Genomic DNA, 16,881 nt, shown 5'->3' on the forward strand with positions numbered 1-16,881 from the left:
CAAAGACCGTCAGTGGTGGTGAACAAACCCCGAGCCAAACAGCCCTTCGAGGTTATCCACCCCCTTGTTGTAGCGCTCTTTAAAGTCGATCGTAGCCAGACGTTCGCCGGTTTCCAGATCGTGAACCGAGATCGTGTGGCTGGCCAGATCGGCGATGAAATCCACATCGGTCGGGTCGTCGTCAGCACCGTTGCCCAGATTCAGCAGGTTGTTCTGAACGGCGATCAGATCGCGCCCCGAGGCCGAGGTGTAAAAGATCATATGATGGGCCCCCGGATCGGCGACGATATCCGGCCCGCTGGACACCAGTTCCGGCAGCGCAGCCAATTCATAGCGTTTCACCACACCCGGCAGGGCATGCGATATGAACAGCTCATCCTCGGTGCCGTAAAATTCCAGCGGCACGGCGGTTTCATTGGCGACACCGCTATAGATCACTTCGGCCTCGCCAAAGGTCTTAGAGCTTGCGTCGTAGGGCACTTTCCATGTCTCGAACCCGAACATTGTATTGGCTAGAATGGCCGGTTCGATATCAGGATGCATGCCGGGACGAGCAAACAAAACCTCAACCGGAGAGGATGGGAAGTTCAGCGGCTTTTCCTTTTCGACCAAGATGTTTTCGATGGGCTCCAGGTCATTCAGATCAATGATCGTCAGCATATTACCAACACCAGTGGCCAGATCCGGATGCACAGTCGAAGTCACGACCATACGGTCCTCAAAGGCCGAGATACCATGCGGGTACATAATAAAGGGCGCACCTTCACTCACCTGACTTTTGCGCGCTTCGATCACTTTGACGACCTCATTTGTCTGTGGATCGAAAACACCAACCGAGCCGCCATCATCGCCGCCGGTTCCACCCATGAAGGTTACGAACATGTATTCCTGACCGTTCGAATTGGCCCACATGATGTCTTCACCGACCATCTGCCCTTGCGTGTCCAGACAGGTGAAGCCCGATATTACTGGCGCACCACCCGCGTCACGAGCCAGGCCGACCTCGGCCAAGCTGCACGAAGGATCAAGACCCGTAGCGTAAAGCCGACCATTCGGGCTGTAATACAGATGGTGCAGAGGATGCTCTATATCAGGCTGTTCTACTTCGCTGAGAATCTCTCCGAACTGATCCGATTCCGGGTCCAGTTCGACGATCGCGATGCTGTGTTTTGTATCCAGGGTCGGCAGTCCGCGCAGCAGAACCATGCCCTGGCTTTCTTCACGCTCCTGCGACAATGCCGGAGACAGACCTGTCAATGCCAGGCCCGCACCGATCAGAACACCGCGCGAAATATGATTGAATTTCATGACTTCCCCCCTTGTGATGAAATTTCGATATATTTCTTAATGAGATGCGATTTGCATAAAGTCATACCATATCCCGGGAATTGCACCAAATTTGCACGAACCTCGAAAGATGGGTTGCCGATCGCAATCAACATCGCTGGTTTTGTCGACTGTCAAAGCGCTAGAAGCGATCCGCGTGGTCAAACTTTTAGATCACCAACGGATGTCACTCCGATCTGCGCCATCGTTATGCTGAACTCATCACTTAACACACCCCAAAGCTGCTGCAGGCCCGTCTCACCCGCGGCAGCCATGGCGAATTGCAGGATACGCCCATAGAACACAAAATCGGCGCCTGCGGTCAGCGCCTTGATCGCATCTTCCCCGGACTGCAGCCCGCTGTCATAAAACAGTGGGTATTCGTCACCCACTGCGACTCGTATCTCTCGCAGTGCTTCAATCGCCGCCGGGGCACTGTCCAGTTGACGTGCACCGTGGCTTGAGACCTGAAGGGCATCCACGCCTGCTGCTTTCGCAGTTCGCGCATCCTCGGGGTCCATCACGCCTTTGACGACCAGATTACCGCCCCATTGATCGCGCAGGCGGGCAAGCGTGTCCCAAGTCGCGCGGGCACGGCTCTCGGTTCGGTCGAATTCATACCCGTCCATCAGAAAATTCGCCATCTGAGGCTTGCCATGCGCCAGCGCGGTCAGAGACCATTTTGGATGCAGGGCGAAATCCACGAACTGGCGCGGGCCGATCCGGAATGGCATCTTGAACCCGTGGCGCAGTTCACGCGGGCGGCGTCCAACCTCGGGGACATCCACGGTCAGAACCAGTGTTTCGTAACCCGCAGCGCGGGCCCGCTCGACCAGCTTGAAGGTGCCCGAGCCGTCGCCACTGAAATAGAGCTGGAACCAAGCGTTCCCCTCGGCTTCGACAATGATCTCTTCCATCGAGGTCGACGCCACAGTGGACACGCCCAGCGGCACGGAATACCGCGCGGCCAGACGGGCCAACATCAGATCGGCACCGGGCGTGGACAGGTTGCACATACCCATCGGCGCGATGCCAAAAGGGCGCTGTGCGGATTGGCCGAACACCTCGGCCGCCAGAGACCGTTCACTGACATCCCGCAAAACGCGAGGGCGCAAGGTCATGGTGTCCAAAGCGGCGCGGTTGCGGGCGGCACCAGTCCCAAGCCCCGCCGTCCCGTCAATATAGTCGAATACCATCCACGGCAGACGCCGCCGCGCGATGCGGCGGGCGTCTTCGGCGCTGTGGATGGCGTTGCTTGGGATCAAGCCTGAACGGCCTTCATAAAGCGGTCACGGATCACCACAGGATCCATGGTGATGACGGGCATCTTGGCATTACCGCTTTCGCATTTTGCAACGATGATAGTCATCTGCTTGGCATCCAGCGCCTCTTGCAGCACGCGGCCGGTGTCTTCGGCTTGGCATTCGATAACGCGGTCACATCCTGCAGCCTCGGCCATTTTCGCCAGAGAGGTTTTCTGCCCCGCATAAGTCGGCTGATCTCCGGTCGAACCATATGAACCGTTGTCGACGATCAGTAGGATGTAATTGTCAGCCACGTTGTTGGCGATGGTCGGCAAAGTGCCCAAATTGGTCAGGATCGAGCCATCCCCGTCGATGACAATCACCGGTTTTGGTTGCGACAATGCCAGCCCAAGACCGATGCTTGAGGCCAGTCCCATCGTGCCCAGCATGTAGAAATTGGTGGGCTGATCGTCGATGGCGTGCAGTTCCTGACTGGGGATACCGATGTTGCAGACAACCAGTTGGTCGCGCAGGATCGGGGCGATTTCTTTCAGAATCTCAGAACGGATCATTGGTCGCCGTAGCCTCCCCAGAAATTGGCATCGGTCAGGATGGCGACCGGTTTGTTGCACATGAAGGTGTATTTCAGGATCGCATCCAGTTCTTCGACATCCGCCTGATGGTGGAAGTGGTAGGTCGGGATATTCATCTGTGCCAGCAGGGCCTTGGTATGCACCGCCATTTCCACCTGACAGGCAACGGGTTCGCGCAGCTCACCACGATACGAGATCAGCATGGGCAGCGGCATGCGATAGAACTGGATCAACGTTGCCAGAGTGTTGATGGTCACGCCAATCGCCGTGTTTTGCATGATGATGGCCGGACGCTTGCCACCCATCCACGCGCCCGCGCACAGGCCCATCCCTTCGTCTTCTTTGTTCGACGGGATGTGGAAAATCTCGTCTCGTGCGTCTATCTCCTCGATCACGCCAGCAAGCTGTTTACACGGGACGGTGGTTACGAACGAAATATCATTCGCGACCAGATCGTCGGTGATCTTCTTGTCTATGTTCATTTCCGGTTTGTCAGTCCTGTTTGGGCGCCCCGGGGCGCGATTGATGGTTCAGATTCCGCGATGCACATGCACCGCACATCCCGCATGACGGACGACGCGCGATGCGGTCGATCCCAGAAAGTAGTCACTAAGGCCCGGCTTGTGCGAGCCGATGACGATGCAGTCAAAATCGTTGTTATCGGCGTAGTCTATGATGGTCCGGGCGGTGTGGCCCTTGACGATCTCGGGGCGGATATCCTGAAGCCCCTCGGTCTTTTCTTTCAAGACCCTGGTGGCGGCCCGAAAACCTTCGGCAACCATCCCTTTGTCCAGATAGGCGCTAACCGACCCCTGCGGCATCTCATAAACGTGCAGCGCGACGATCTCACCGTCCTTGGCGGTCAGCGCGCGGGCAACTTCGAGTGTGTGCTGCGAAATATCGTGATCCAACGCCATTGGAACCAGAATTTTCTTATACATGAATCCCTCCGTTTCTTTCGGGTCTATGCCCACGGCACGAGGATGATCTTCGGAGCGGCAACGACCCCATTGCGCAAGTCGCGAAACGCCTTTGCGCCTTCAGACAAGGCCCGTTCTTCAACCCAGTCCAACCCGCCCAGACGGCCATCGAAAATGGCTTGCGCAGTCTGCCGGAAATCCTCGGCCGTATAGGTATAGGTGCCGATAAAAGTGATTTCCTGCAAGGTCATGCGACGAATATCCAGCCCTCCGGCGTCTTCACCCAGCCCGACATGCGCGATCACACCACCCGGCTGAACCAGCCCCGATGCCAGAGCACGGGTGGCAGCATAGCCAACTGCGTCGATCACCAGAGGGAAATCATCTGCCGTCTCAGTTATCACATCGAACGTGCCGTAGCTCTGCAAAAACGCCCGCCGCGTATCGTTGGGTTCAACGATCACCACGTCCTCGACGCCCATTGCAGACAACGCCAACGCAGCGGCTACACCGATGGCACCGCCACCAATTACCAGCGCCTTGCGACCCATCGCCGGATGCAGCGCCTCTAGCCCCAGCCGAACCGCGTGCCAGCTGACCGCCAGCGGCTCGGCCAGTGCGGCCTTGGCGAAACTCACGTGCGTGGGCACTTCGACCAGATTGCTGGCGGGCATTGCGACATATTGGGCAAAGGCCCCTTCACGCGGCGGCATCGAGATGATCTGGCGGTCCGCGCACAGGTTCTCGCGCCCCGACTTGCATGCGTCACACGTGCCACAGGCCACCAGTGGATTGATGGTCACGCGCGCGCCATCGCGCGGGCCGCCTACAATCGTGCCTGCGGCCTCATGCCCAAGGATCAGCGGTGCCGGGCGGCGTGCATCGTGGCCCAGATAGGCGTGCATGTCCGACCCGCAAATGCCTGCGGCCTCGATCCGGATAAGATGTTCGGCCTCCCGCGGCGCAGCATCCGGAACATCCCGAAACGCCACTTGTTCTACGCCTTCATAGACCAGAGCTTTCATTTCGCCGTAAACCCTCCGTCAACCATCAGCACCTGCCCGGTGACGTAATCCGACGCCTTCGAGCATAAAAACAGGATCGGCCCGTCGATATCCTCCATCCGCCCGTTGCGCCGGAGACAAGTCTGGGCAGCGTTGCGTGCGGCGCGTTCGGGGTCATCGAACACTGCCTGCGTCAATTCGGTCGGGAAAAACCCCGGCCCGATGGCGTTGGCGGTGATGCCATGCGGCGACCACGCCTCGGCCATGGCGCGGGTCAATTGCCCGATCCCGGCCTTGGTGGCGCCATAGGCAATACCTCCTGGAAAGGCCCGCGTGGTTTGCAGCGAAGCAAAGTTCACGATGCGCCCCCAGCCGCGCTCCTTCATGGCAGGCACCATTGCCTGACTTAGAAAGAACGGCGCGCTGAGGTTCAGCGCAAGCGTCGCATCCCAGCCGTCGGCGGTGACATCATCCGCCGACTCGCGTGTGTTCACCCCAGCTGCGTGAATGACAATGTCTGGAGGTCCGAACTTCGACCCGATCTGTTCCACCAATGCTTCGGTCCCGGATCGGTCGGCCACGTCTGCGACCACGGTATCGGCGTTTTCACCGATCTCGGCCTGTAGCGCGTCCAGCGCCTCAGGCCGTCGGGCCACGCCGATAACGCGCGCACCGGCGGTGGCCAGCGCATTGGCCGCGCGGCGACCAAGGCCCGAGCTGGCACCAGTGACGCACGCCACCCGACCCGTCAGGTCAAAAAGCATTCGGAGGTCATCCATCTGCGGTCAGGTCGAACTGTTCGTCCGGGAAATACTTGGCCAGCCGCACATCTGCGGCGCGGGCGTGCCCCTCCATCCCTTCCAGGCGCGAAATACGCGCGGTCGCTACCGCAATCGGTTTCGACCCCTCGCGCGTTGCCCGCTGCCAAGTGACGATCTTCATGTATTTATGGACGCTCAGACCGCCAGTATAACTGGCGGCCCCGGATGTCGGCAGCACGTGGTTCGTGCCCGTCGCCTTGTCGCCGTAAGAAACCGTGGTCTCCTCACCCAAAAACAACGAACCATAGCAGGTCAGGCGCTCCAGCCACCAATCCAGATCCTCGGCCTGCACGGTCAGGTGTTCTGGCGCGTATTCGTCCGAACATGCAGCCATTTCCTCGCGGTCCGAACAGACGATGACCTCGGCGTAGTCGCGCCAAGCGGCAAAGGCGTTTTCGCGGTTCAGTTCGGGCAGGTCTTCGATCAAAACCGGAACCAAATCCATCACCTGCTGCGCCAGCGACCGATCATCCGTCACCAACCAGACAGGCGAATTATATCCGTGCTCGGCCTGACTGACCAAATCAGTCGCAACCACATGCGCATCAGCACTGCCATCGGCCAGGATCAGGCTGTCGGTGGGGCCTGCGATCATGTCGATGCCGACCTTGCCGTAAAGGATGCGCTTTGCCTCGGCCACAAATTGGTTGCCCGGCCCGACAAGGATATTGGCCCGCGGCAGGCCGAACAGGCCATAGGTCATTGCGGCCACGCCCTGAACACCGCCCATGGCCAGAATGCTGTCGGCCCCGCAAATATGCGCCGCATAGACAATCGCAGGCGCAACGCCTTCGCCCGGACGCGGCGGTGAACAGGCAGTGATATGACGGCATCCGGCAACTTTGGCGGTCGTGACCGTCATGATCGCACTGGCAATGTGGCTGTAACGCCCGCCGGGCACGTAGCACCCTGCCGCATCTACCGGGATCGCCTTTTGGCCAGCGACGAAACCCGGCACGATCTCCATCTCAACGTCAGACACGGTTGCCTTCTGCGTCTCGGCAAAGCGGCGCACGTTGTCATGGGCAAAGCGAATATCCTGCTTCAGCTTTTCCGGAACCAGTGCGATGGCGGCGTCAATCTCAGCCTGTGTCATCAGCACATTGCCGTCGTATTTGTCGAACTTGGCCGCATATTCAATGGCCTTGGCATCGCCACCCGCCTCGATATCGGCAAGGATGGTCTTGACCGTTTCATGCACTTCTGACGCATGAGATTCAGGGGTCAGCGTCGCCTTTTTCAGGTAGTCACGAGGCATAGTCAGCAAGTCCTATTGATAGATTTCAGGTAGCAATGTGGTCGAAACCGCAGGGACATATGCAATCAGCAAAACCACGATCAGCATTGTCAATACAAAGGGAACAGCCCGCGCGGCAATCTTCAGAATGGACTCACCTGTAATACCAGATACGACGAACAGGTTCAGGCCCAGCGGTGGCGTGATGAAACCCACACCCAGCGCGGTTATCATCATGATACAAAACTGAATTTCGTTCATGCCAATATTGTCCGCCAACGGTTTCAGGATGGGGGCCAGGATGACGATATTCGGCGTCGTTTCCATGACGCAGCCAGCAGCGATCAGAATGCCGATCATCAGCAGGATCAACAGGTAAGGATCATCGGTCAGCGACGTGATCGAGGCCACGAAACCCTGTGGTACACCCATAATCGCCAGCGCCTCGGCCAAAGGAGCGGAAAAGGCGATAATCGGAAGGATAACTCCGTTCACCTTGGCCGAGCTGACCAGCATCGAGGGGAAATCGGCCAGTGTCAGCGTGCGCAGGATAAAGCCCATGATGATGGTGACGACCACCGCCGTGGCCCCCGCCTCGGTCGGGGTCAGACGACCCGAGAAGATACCGTAGAAGATGATGCCCGGCACGATAAAAGCGTACCAGCCGGATTTCAGCGCCTTGCCCAGATTGGCCAGCCACTCGCCCATGGTCATCATGCCGCCGCCCTCATAAGCATAGAGGCGGTTCATGATGATGTTGGTGACCAGGATCGACACCAGAATGGCCAGACCGGGGATCAACGCCGCCAGAAACAGGGTCGAGGCGGAAATGCCCAGAACCAGACCGATGATGATATAGGCGATGGATGGCGGGATCAGGATGCCGGTACAGGCCCCAGCGGCGACCAAGGCACAGGCATAGGGACGCGGATAGCCGCTTTCGACCAGACGATTGATGGTCATGCGGCCCACTGCGGCAGCCCCCGCCGCGTCCGAACCTGAAATGGCTGCGAACATACCGCAGACCAGCACGGTGGCCGATCCAAAGCCGCCCTTGGCAAAACAGGTCAGGGCCTCGGCCACGTCCAGAAACTTGCGCGATAGCCCGGTGCGAACCAGCACGTCGCCGGTCAGGATAAACAGCGGTACGGCGGTCAGGGCAAAAGCGTCGATGCCGGTGAACAGGCTTTCACCCACAAGGCTCAGCGGCAGGTCGCCCGACATGATCAGCATAACAATCGCCGCCGTGCCAATCGCGGCCCAGACCGGAACCGCCAGCGCGATCAGGCCAACGAACATGATTACGGGCAGATAAAAGTCCCAGCCCAGCTCAACGGTTTGATTGAGGGAATTCCAGAGCATCCTGTTTCTCCTCAGTCAAACAGCTTGTCGCCTTCGAAGACGGGTGTGCCGTCACGAAGGGATTTCAGATCACGCAGGAAGGATTGGATCAGACGCCAGATCATCAGCGCAAATCCGGTGGGTACCGCCATCAGGAACCAGACCTTGGACACCCGCAGCCCGTCTGTCACCGAGCCGAACTTGGCCGAGACGTGGACCGCCTCGAATGACCAGTAAAGCGCGATGATCGCCACGACGAACATCACCAGATCACCAAAAATATACAGCAATGCCTTGGGGCGTTGCGGCAGGTAATGCATGATCACGTCAATACGGATATGGGCGCGTTCCCTGACCGCTGCTGCGGCCCCGATCCACGCAAGATAGATGAAGGAATAACGAACGACTTCCTCACCCCAGATCGAGGAGAACGCGAAAATCTCTCGCCGCAGAACCTCGATGGCCATCGTAATCACCAGCATCACGTAGAACACCAGCAGCAGCCAACGCTCGGCATTGCGGTCTATGTTTTGAAGAACGGTCATCGTATCCCTCGACAAAAGAGCAGCCAGGCGTCGGCCTTCTGTTGTGGGCCGGTTCAGGCCTGACTGCTAAGGATGATTGCGGGCACATTGGCTGCGCCCGTCGGCTTGGTATTACGCGTCGTGGACGTAGTATTTGCCCTGCGTTCCGGCCGCTTCGACCAGCTTTTCAAAATTGTCCATCGTCCCGGCCAGCTCGGTCTTGAACGGGTCCCATTCCGACCGCTGATAGCCGCCGACATCTTTCCATTCGGCCAACTGGTCATCCGTTAGCGACTGGAATTGCACACCAGCCTTGTTCAGCTCGGCCATGGCAAAGGCTCGGGCCGAAGGCACTTTGGACAGGTTCTGGTGGCTGGTCATTTCCGCCCCCCACATGATGCCTTCCTGCACGTCTGCGGGCATCGAGTTGAACCATTCCAAGTTACAGGAATAGACCTGACTGTCCGGCACCGCCTGCGTGAAGGTCACGTTGCTGAGGATGTCCTTGAACCCAAAGACATAGAGCGCACCGACCGATGGATCGAGCGCATCAGCCACACCCTGCTTGATCGCCGAAGGTGTCTCACCCCAGGCAACAGGCGTCGGGTTCGCACCAACCATCCGGTAATATTGCTGCAGCATTTTCGAGCCCGGCACGCGGAATTTCACGCCGCTCATATCGCCCGGCGTGACAATTGGATTGCCGCCCTGACGTACCGCAACAACACGCGGGTCAATCACCACATAGAACAGCGCCTTGAACCCGGCGGCCTCGACCTTGGGGTGAACTTCGTTCTTCCAGGTGTCGGAATGCACCAGATTGGTGAAGCGCTGGTTCGAACCGCACAAATACGGCATATTGATCAGGTCAACCGTGGATGCGAATGGCGCGAAGTTCGACAGCGAATGCTGCGCGGCCTGAATGGTGCCGCCCTGCACCTTCTGTACCAGCGATCCGCCGGCACCCAGCTGACCACCTGGTGCCAGCTTTACATAAACTTTACCGTTGGTCGCGTTCTGGATGTTTTCCTTCAGGTCCAACTGCATGATCGGATAGCTGCGCGACGCGCCCAGCACATAGGCCGTGGCGATTGTCATCACATGTTCCGCTGCGTTCTCGCGTTCTTTCTCTTCTTTGGCGGTCTGCGCCGCAGCCTCGGATGACCATAGGACCCCACCTGCGCCAGCAACCAGGGCAGCGGTGAATGCACCACTCGCGCTAAGCTTCAGGAAATTGCGGCGCTCTGCCGAGGCCAGTTCTTTTCTGTCGTCGTTCATTAATTGCCCTCCCAAGCAAAAAAGTCAGCCGTCGCTTTCTGCGTCGCGGTCAGCTTCCCTTTTCAGAATTGCGACAACGAACAGGATCGACGCCGCGAACAGGACCAACATCTCTCCTACGTCCCCCAGAAATGCGTTGCCCGCAAAGGCCCCCATGGCAACGTTCGCAAAATAGATGACGAACACGATGGTGGATGCGGTCAAATACATTTTTGGGACTCCCTTTTGGATTCGGTCCAATGTCATTTGTAAGCGCTTACATGAAAAATGCAAGCGCTTACATATTTGCTTTCCTTGATGCCCGGTTGAGACTAGACTTATTGGCATAAATGAATTGCGGGTTTGAAAATGTCGAAACTTGGATCAGCGCCAACATTGGATGATGTGGCCAAACTGGCCGGGGTTTCGACCGCCACCGTCTCACGTTGTCTGAATAACCCGGGACAGGTGGTAGAAGCCACGCGCCTGCGTGTTCAGTCTGCCGTGGACGCGCTGGGATATATGCCGAACTTTGCCGCCCGCGTGATGGCGGCCAAGCGGTCCTCGACGATCGGCGCAATTATTCCCACTATGGAGAACGCCATTTTCGCCCGCGGCCTGCAGGCGTTTCAGGAAGAATTGCACCAGCACGGGTATACACTGCTGGTCTCAAGCTCGGCCTATGAACCCGAGATCGAGGAAGAGCAGATCAAAACGCTGGTCGCGCGCGGCGCGGATGGGTTGCTGCTGATAGGACATGATCGCCACCCACGGATATACGAAAACCTTGAGCGCTGGAAAATTCCGGCCCTGGTCGCATGGTCTTACCTGCCCGATGCGCAGCTTCCATGTATCGGTTTTGATAACCGCGCGGCGATGGCAGAACTGGCAAACCATGTGATCGGTCTGGGCCACACTCGGATCGGCGTCATCTCCGGTATCAGCGCAGGCAATGATCGCGCACGTTTGCGGATCAACGGCATACAGGATGCAGCCAGTCAGCATGGCCTGGACCCATCAGACCTGACAATTATCGAAACCCCATACGAGATTGAAAACGGGGCCTCGGCCTTCTCAGAGGTGATGTCACAGAACATTCCACCAACTGCCGTTTTGTGCGGCAACGATGTTTTGGCCGTAGGCGCCCTGCATCGGGCGATGGAAATGGGGCTGAATGTGCCCCGAGATATCTCGATCACCGGCTTTGACGATATCGAACTTGCACGCATTGCCACCCCAGCCCTGACAACTGTGCATGTCCCGCATCGAGAAATGGGTCGCAGGGCAGCGTCAGCGCTGATTGGGATGCTTGAAAACCAAGCAAGCGGGCATGGAAACCCGCTGGCCACGCATATCGTCGAGCGTCAATCCCTCGGGCCGCCGCCTGACGCCTAGGCCGCCTCGGTCTCCATGGTGCGAAAATCGTCTTTCAGCCAAGCATAGTTTGCGCCCATAGGTTCGGTGAAATGCTGCCGTATCAGCTTTGCCATCACCTTCTGGATCAGTTTCGACGTAGTTTCGGGATACACCTCGGTCGTGAACAAAGACACGGTGCGCACAAAGTTCCGCCCCGGAAATGGGATGGCCTTGAGACTATCATGAAACCTCTGGGCGCGGTGGAAACAGGCAGCCGTAGTGATTGCCCAGCCGCTGCCTTCGGCGACCAGTCCGATGATCGAGTGGTTGCATTCCAGTTCAAACCGGTTGGGCAGGTTGTACTTGCTGCGGGTCAGCTGAATCTCGACTTGCTTACCGATCATAAGGTCCCGCGAATACCGGAGCAGCGGCAACTCCGCATCCGGCCTCAACAGGTCTTCGGGATCGCCTTGATAGGAATTCGGCAGGATTACGATAAACGGATCGCGCATCAGCGGGTATTCAATCAAGCCTTCAGTCCGTTCCGGCGGTCGGGTGGCGACGCCAGCGTCCAGTTTATGTTCTTGCAGGTTGGCGATGATTTCGTGGCTGGGACGTGTGTAGTGACGGAAGCTGCATCGCGGCAGGGCTTGGGCCAGAAAGCGGAACAAATCCGGCGCGATCTGATTGTCGAAATCGTCGATCAGGGCCAGCCGCAGGTCGGTTGCATGCTGCCAGTTGCCGGACCGAATTTCAGCCTCGCCCCGTTTCAGCACCGTCAGCCCGTCGCGGACATAGCGCGCGAACACTTCGCCGGCAGGGGTCAAACCCATCGGACGGCGCCCGTGATCGACCAGATCGATGCCCAGCGCACCTTCAAGGCTGCGCAGGTGGTTCGAGACGGTACTGATCGACAGTCCAGTCTCGGACGCGACTTGCTGGATCGAACCTGATTTGGCCACCAGTCGGAAGACTTCCAGCCAGCGAAGGCTCAGAGATTTCGACACCGCGCACACCTATTGTTTCGATTTCTTCGAAACGAACCCAAGCAAAGTTTTGCGCTGGCGGCAATGGTGAAGTTAACCGGCGGGCCGGAATTACTGCCGCATCCGTTCGAACCCCGGATCGTAAGGTGACGGTGAAATAACCGTGGCGCGCACACGGTGACCGCAGGAAACCAACTCCATCTCGGCACCAATCTCGGCCAGTTTTGGGTCGACAAACCCATGCGCCAGGTTCAGGCCGGTTCGATGCCCCCAATCGCCCGAGGTGATCGTGCCCACAACCTGCTCGCCTCGCATCAAGGATGCGCCGGGATGCGCGGGTTGCTGGGTTGCTTCGATCTGCAAGGCAACCAACTTTTTGCGTGGGCCTTCAACCTGTCGTGTCAGCAATGCATCTCGCCCGATGAAATCGCCTTTGTCCAGTTTTACAAAACGGTCCAGCCCAGTTTCAAACGGGTCGAATTCGGTGATCAGGTCGGCTTTCCAATGTAGAAAGCTCTTCTCCATGCGCATGGATTCCACAGCGCGCGCGCCAAACAGCTTCAACCCGTGTGCGTCCCCCGCCTGCTGCAATGCCAAATAGGCCGCATAAAGCGAGGCGTTGGGCACGTGTATTTCATAGGCCAGCTCACCCGAAAAACTGACGCCCATAACCGTAGCTGGGGCGATCCCGACGAAACATTCCCGCACGCTGAGCCACGGAAACGCCGCAACAGACCAGTCACCACGTGTGCAGGCAGACAGAACATCGCGCGCTTTCGGGCCGGCCAGCACCAAAATGGTCTGATCGTTGGTCAGGCTGCGCAGTTGCACATCCTCATCCGCCCGCACGTGTTGGGTCAGCCAATCCATGTCGTGAAACTCACTGGCGGCAGCCGAGCCATACCAAAGACGGTCAGGCCCCCGGTCGCTGGCAGACAGGTTGGCAATTGTCGCCTCGGCCTTGACCATGCCGTGATGGTTTAGCAGGTAGCCCAGCCCCACCCGGCCCTCGCGCCGTGTGACGGTGCCGCAAAACATCCGGTCCAGAAAGGCGTGCCTATCTGCGCCAGTGATTTCAATCCGATTGAAACCATTCACCTCGGCCAGCCCGACACCGTTTTGAACATTGACCACTTCAGCTGCCACCAGATCGAAGGTTTCGTCAAAATCGAAACTGAGCGTGGGTGAAAACTCCGCGGAGGGCTTGATGTACTCGACCCTTTCCCACCCGTTGACCACCGTGAATTCAGCCCCTTCCGCCGCCATTACAGGAGTCAGAGGTGTCGTCTTGGCCGGTCGTCCGGCTGGTCGGTGCTCATGCGGGAAGTGAAACCGGAATTCGTTCTGATAATCCTCAATCGCCTTCAGCGCTGTCAGTTCCACATTCGCATGGCCCGTGAACCGGCGCGGGTCCAGACACCAAGTGTCGTAACATGCCTCGCCGTGCACGATCTGTTGAGCCAGCAGCCAACCATGGCCGCCCCCTTCGCCCAGCCCCGCGCGCAGCCCGATGATACAGAACGCGTTGCGCTTACCAGGGATCGGCCCGACAAGAGGGGCACCGTCAATGGTATAGGTGATCGGGCCGTTGACGATTGTATGGACCCCGACCTCCATCAACGCAGGCATCCGAGCAAACGCACCCTCCAGCACGTCCGTCACCCGGTCCAGATCATCCGGGCACAAGGCGTTGACAAAGTTCGGGTCGATCCCGTCCATCCCCCAGGTCTTGCAATCCTGCTCATAAAACCCCAGCAGTAGCCCGTTCTTTTCCTGTCGACAGTAATAGTCACTGATCGGACAGCGCAGCAGCGGCATCCGGTGCCCCGCATCCCGGATGGAGGGGATTTCTTCAGTCAGGAAATACTGATGCTCCATCGACGCAACCGGATGATGAACCCCCATCATCGCGCCAACCTCGTTGACCCTGTAGCCACAAGCATTCACGACAATATCGCAATCGATGTCGCCATGTTCTGTATGCACAGTCCAGGTGTCGTCGCCATGCTGGGTCAAGGCGGTAACGGGGGTGTTACGATAAACCTCGGCCCCGGCTTTGCGCGCCCGGCGCGCCAGCGCCTGACATAGCTGGGCCGGGTCGATATCGCCATCCATCGGGTCCCACAGCCCGCCGATCAGGTTCTCGGTCGAGATCAACGGGTGGCGGCGGGCGCATTCCTCGGCGTCGATCACCTCAAATTCTACATCCATACCAAGGGCCATCGACGTGAAATGGTGGTAGCCCTGCATCTGCGCCTCGGTGTTTGCAAGACGGATGCCGCCATCACCGTGGTGGTAGTTGATCGGATAATCCGGGTCCTCGGCCAATTCCTTATACAGCCGGATCGAATGTGATTTCAGTCCAACCATTGTCTGGTTCATGCCGAAATTTGTCACCTGCGCGGCCGAGTGCCATGTCGTGCCCGAGGTCAGTTCGTTGCGCTCGACCAAAACCACGTCCGTCCAACCCTCTTGCGTCAGGTGGTACAGCGTTGAACATCCGGCGATCCCGCCGCCGATGACAACGACCTTGGTGCGCGACTTCATGGCTCTGCTCCCTCTTGTCCCCGACAAGTCTTGCGGAAAAAATGGCTGGGCCGACAACAAGGGCATCAACTGTATTGAAAAATCGAAACTGCGATTGAGGATTTTGAAATTCGCAATTCCCCTTTGCCGTAGACTGGATTTGCCGATTAGGGTTTCCGAAAGACGTGCGGGAAAGGAAAGGGATGTCCTCGGAAGGTGCCAAACGAAGCGGTCGGCGGGCCCGGCATGCCCAGCGCGCGGCCAAGCCTGTGATCGATCCCTGCCCGCCCGGTCAAAAGGGCGGCGCGTTCAAGCCATTGACGCAGCCCGAGATCACACAAATCTACGACACCGCCCTGCGCCTGCTGGAAACATTGGGCATGGGCGAGGTGCCGGACCGGCTGGCCGCTGATCTAAAAGCGTCTGGCGCGCAACCGGGTGAACAGGGTCGGCTGGTGTTCCCACGTGAAATGGTAGAGCGCGTGATCCAGAGCGCTGCCAAGACATTCACCTTCCACGGTCGCGACGAAACCCGGTCCATTGAGGTTGGCGGCGACCGCGTGTTCTTTGGCACGGGGGGGGCCGCCGTACAGACGTTGGACATGGAAACCGGCCTGTACCGCCCGTCGACATTGGCCGATCTGAGCGACTTCGCACGATTGCAGGACACATTAGCCAATGTCAGTTGGTTCACTCGCTGCTGTGTGGCGACCGACCTGCCGGATGTACGTGATCTGGATGTCAACACGGTCTATGCGCTGGTGCGCAACACGACCAAACCAGTGGCAACCTCATTCACGGTGGCCGAGAATGTCGCCCCGATTGTCGAGATGTTGGATATCGTGGCCGGGGGCTCGGGTGAATTCGCCAAACGCCCCTTTCTGAAGGCCCATATCAGTCCGGTAATTTCTCCGCTGCGTTATGGCGAAGATGCCGTGGACGTAGTCTATGAATGTATCGCCAACAACATCCCCATGTCCTGCATCACCGCAGCACAAGCGGGTGCAACGGCCCCGGCAACACTCGCGGGCTTTCTGGCGCAATCGCTGGCCGAGACATTGGCCAGCCTGGTCATGGTCAACGCAATCCAGCCCGGCTTTCCGATGGTGTTTTCCAACTGGCCCTTCATCGTTGATCTGCGCACCGGTTCATTTGCCGGAGGCAGCGGTGAAACCGCCATCCTGAACGCCGCCTCGGCGCAGATCACCAACTGGTTGGGTCTGCCCTCGGGCGTGGCGGCATCGATGGCCGACGCCAAGGCCATCGATGCACAATACGGTGCGGAAAAAGGGATCACATCACTGGCCGCCGCACTGGCCGGGGGCAACCTGATCTATGAAAGTTCGGGCATGACCGCCTCACTGCTGGGTGTCAGTTTCGAGGCGTTTGTTCTGGACAACGAAATGCATTCGCACACCTACCGGGTGCTGCGTGGAATCGAAGTGACCGAGGACAATCTGGGCTTCGACGCGATTTGCCATTCGGTTTTGGGGGACGGCCATTTTCTGGGCAGTTCACATACGTATGCTGCGATGGAGCGGGATTACTTCTACCCGGACCTGGCCGATAGAAACGAGCCACGCACGTGGCAGGAAGAAGGTGCGCCAGACGCCTGGTCGGCGGCGCGCGAAAAGGCCAAAGAGGTGCTGGCCACGCATCATCCACAGTATCTGACCGACGCGCAGGATGCAGAAATCCGCAAACGCTTTCGCATTCTGATCTGAACGCGTCAGCCCATTTCCAACC

Annotated in this window: 16 protein-coding genes; 2 read left to right on the forward strand and 14 right to left on the reverse strand. The window is 58.4% G+C overall.

Translation table 11 applies throughout. The features are described 5' to 3' along the window. Positions 1-9: 9 nt before the first annotated feature. The 12 genes from RUE5091_RS15460 to RUE5091_RS15515 form a co-directional block, all read right to left on the reverse strand. Entirely contained in the window at positions 10-1,308 is a 1,299-nt protein-coding gene (locus RUE5091_RS15460) for a hypothetical protein (protein WP_058282843.1), read from the reverse strand. A 179-nt stretch (positions 1,309-1,487) separates the two neighbouring features. Then, complete coding sequence (locus tag RUE5091_RS15465) at positions 1,488-2,588, reverse strand: alpha-hydroxy acid oxidase (protein ID WP_058283002.1); 1,101 nt, start codon at positions 2,586-2,588, stop codon at positions 1,488-1,490. Further along, positions 2,588-3,142 (reverse strand): sulfopyruvate decarboxylase subunit beta, encoded by a 555-nt coding sequence (comE, locus tag RUE5091_RS15470; protein ID WP_058282844.1) that lies wholly within the window; start codon positions 3,140-3,142, stop codon positions 2,588-2,590. Before comE ends, RUE5091_RS15465 begins: the two co-directional genes overlap by 1 nt. Continuing rightward, a complete protein-coding gene (gene comD / locus RUE5091_RS15475) occupies positions 3,139-3,645 on the reverse strand; it encodes a sulfopyruvate decarboxylase subunit alpha (RefSeq protein ID WP_058282845.1) in 507 nt (168 codons plus the stop codon). The genes comE and comD overlap by 4 nt, the downstream gene beginning before the upstream one ends. 48 nt (positions 3,646-3,693) lie before the next feature. Beyond that, on the reverse strand, positions 3,694-4,104 hold the full coding sequence (locus tag RUE5091_RS15480) for a universal stress protein (protein WP_058282846.1): 411 nt from the start codon (positions 4,102-4,104) through the stop codon (positions 3,694-3,696). Positions 4,105-4,127: 23 nt separating this feature from the next. Then, complete coding sequence (locus RUE5091_RS15485; RefSeq protein WP_058282847.1) at positions 4,128-5,108, reverse strand: alcohol dehydrogenase catalytic domain-containing protein; 981 nt, start codon at positions 5,106-5,108, stop codon at positions 4,128-4,130. After that, complete coding sequence (locus tag RUE5091_RS15490) at positions 5,105-5,866, reverse strand: SDR family NAD(P)-dependent oxidoreductase (RefSeq protein ID WP_058282848.1); 762 nt, start codon at positions 5,864-5,866, stop codon at positions 5,105-5,107. The genes RUE5091_RS15485 and RUE5091_RS15490 overlap by 4 nt, the downstream gene beginning before the upstream one ends. Next, a complete protein-coding gene (hisD, locus tag RUE5091_RS15495) occupies positions 5,859-7,166 on the reverse strand; it encodes a histidinol dehydrogenase (RefSeq protein ID WP_058282849.1) in 1,308 nt (435 codons plus the stop codon). The genes RUE5091_RS15490 and hisD overlap by 8 nt, the downstream gene beginning before the upstream one ends. A 12-nt stretch (positions 7,167-7,178) precedes the next feature. Next, entirely contained in the window at positions 7,179-8,507 is a 1,329-nt protein-coding gene (locus RUE5091_RS15500; RefSeq protein WP_058282850.1) for a TRAP transporter large permease, read from the reverse strand. Between the two features lie 11 nt (positions 8,508-8,518). Next, positions 8,519-9,031, reverse strand: a complete 513-nt coding sequence (locus tag RUE5091_RS15505) for a TRAP transporter small permease (RefSeq protein ID WP_058282851.1) — start codon at positions 9,029-9,031, stop codon at positions 8,519-8,521. A 111-nt stretch (positions 9,032-9,142) separates the two neighbouring features. Further along, positions 9,143-10,288 (reverse strand): TRAP transporter substrate-binding protein, encoded by a 1,146-nt coding sequence (locus RUE5091_RS15510; RefSeq protein WP_058282852.1) that lies wholly within the window; start codon positions 10,286-10,288, stop codon positions 9,143-9,145. Positions 10,289-10,312: 24 nt separating this feature from the next. After that, complete coding sequence (locus tag RUE5091_RS15515) at positions 10,313-10,498, reverse strand: hypothetical protein (RefSeq protein ID WP_058282853.1); 186 nt, start codon at positions 10,496-10,498, stop codon at positions 10,313-10,315. A 138-nt stretch (positions 10,499-10,636) separates the two neighbouring features. Between RUE5091_RS15515 and RUE5091_RS15520 the strand changes: the two genes are divergently transcribed. Continuing rightward, entirely contained in the window at positions 10,637-11,662 is a 1,026-nt protein-coding gene (locus tag RUE5091_RS15520) for a LacI family DNA-binding transcriptional regulator (RefSeq protein WP_058282854.1), read from the forward strand. Here RUE5091_RS15520 and RUE5091_RS15525 read toward each other — a convergent pair. Both RUE5091_RS15525 and RUE5091_RS15530 read right to left on the reverse strand, forming a co-directional pair. Continuing rightward, the gene (locus RUE5091_RS15525; RefSeq protein ID WP_058283003.1) at positions 11,659-12,630 is read right to left on the reverse strand and encodes a LysR family transcriptional regulator; all 972 of its coding nucleotides are present in this window, start codon (positions 12,628-12,630) and stop codon (positions 11,659-11,661) included. The two genes, RUE5091_RS15520 and RUE5091_RS15525, sit on opposite strands and share 4 nt — an antisense overlap. 90 nt (positions 12,631-12,720) lie before the next feature. Next, positions 12,721-15,156, reverse strand: coding sequence for a GcvT family protein (locus RUE5091_RS15530; protein ID WP_058282855.1), 2,436 nt, complete (start codon positions 15,154-15,156; stop codon positions 12,721-12,723). Positions 15,157-15,338: 182 nt separating this feature from the next. Between RUE5091_RS15530 and RUE5091_RS15535 the strand changes: the two genes are divergently transcribed. Continuing rightward, on the forward strand, positions 15,339-16,859 hold the full coding sequence (locus RUE5091_RS15535) for a trimethylamine methyltransferase family protein (RefSeq protein ID WP_058282856.1): 1,521 nt from the start codon (positions 15,339-15,341) through the stop codon (positions 16,857-16,859). Positions 16,860-16,881 lie beyond the last annotated feature (22 nt).

This window comes from Ruegeria denitrificans, from assembly GCF_001458295.1.
In the GTDB taxonomy this organism is placed as follows: domain Bacteria; phylum Pseudomonadota; class Alphaproteobacteria; order Rhodobacterales; family Rhodobacteraceae; genus Ruegeria; species Ruegeria denitrificans.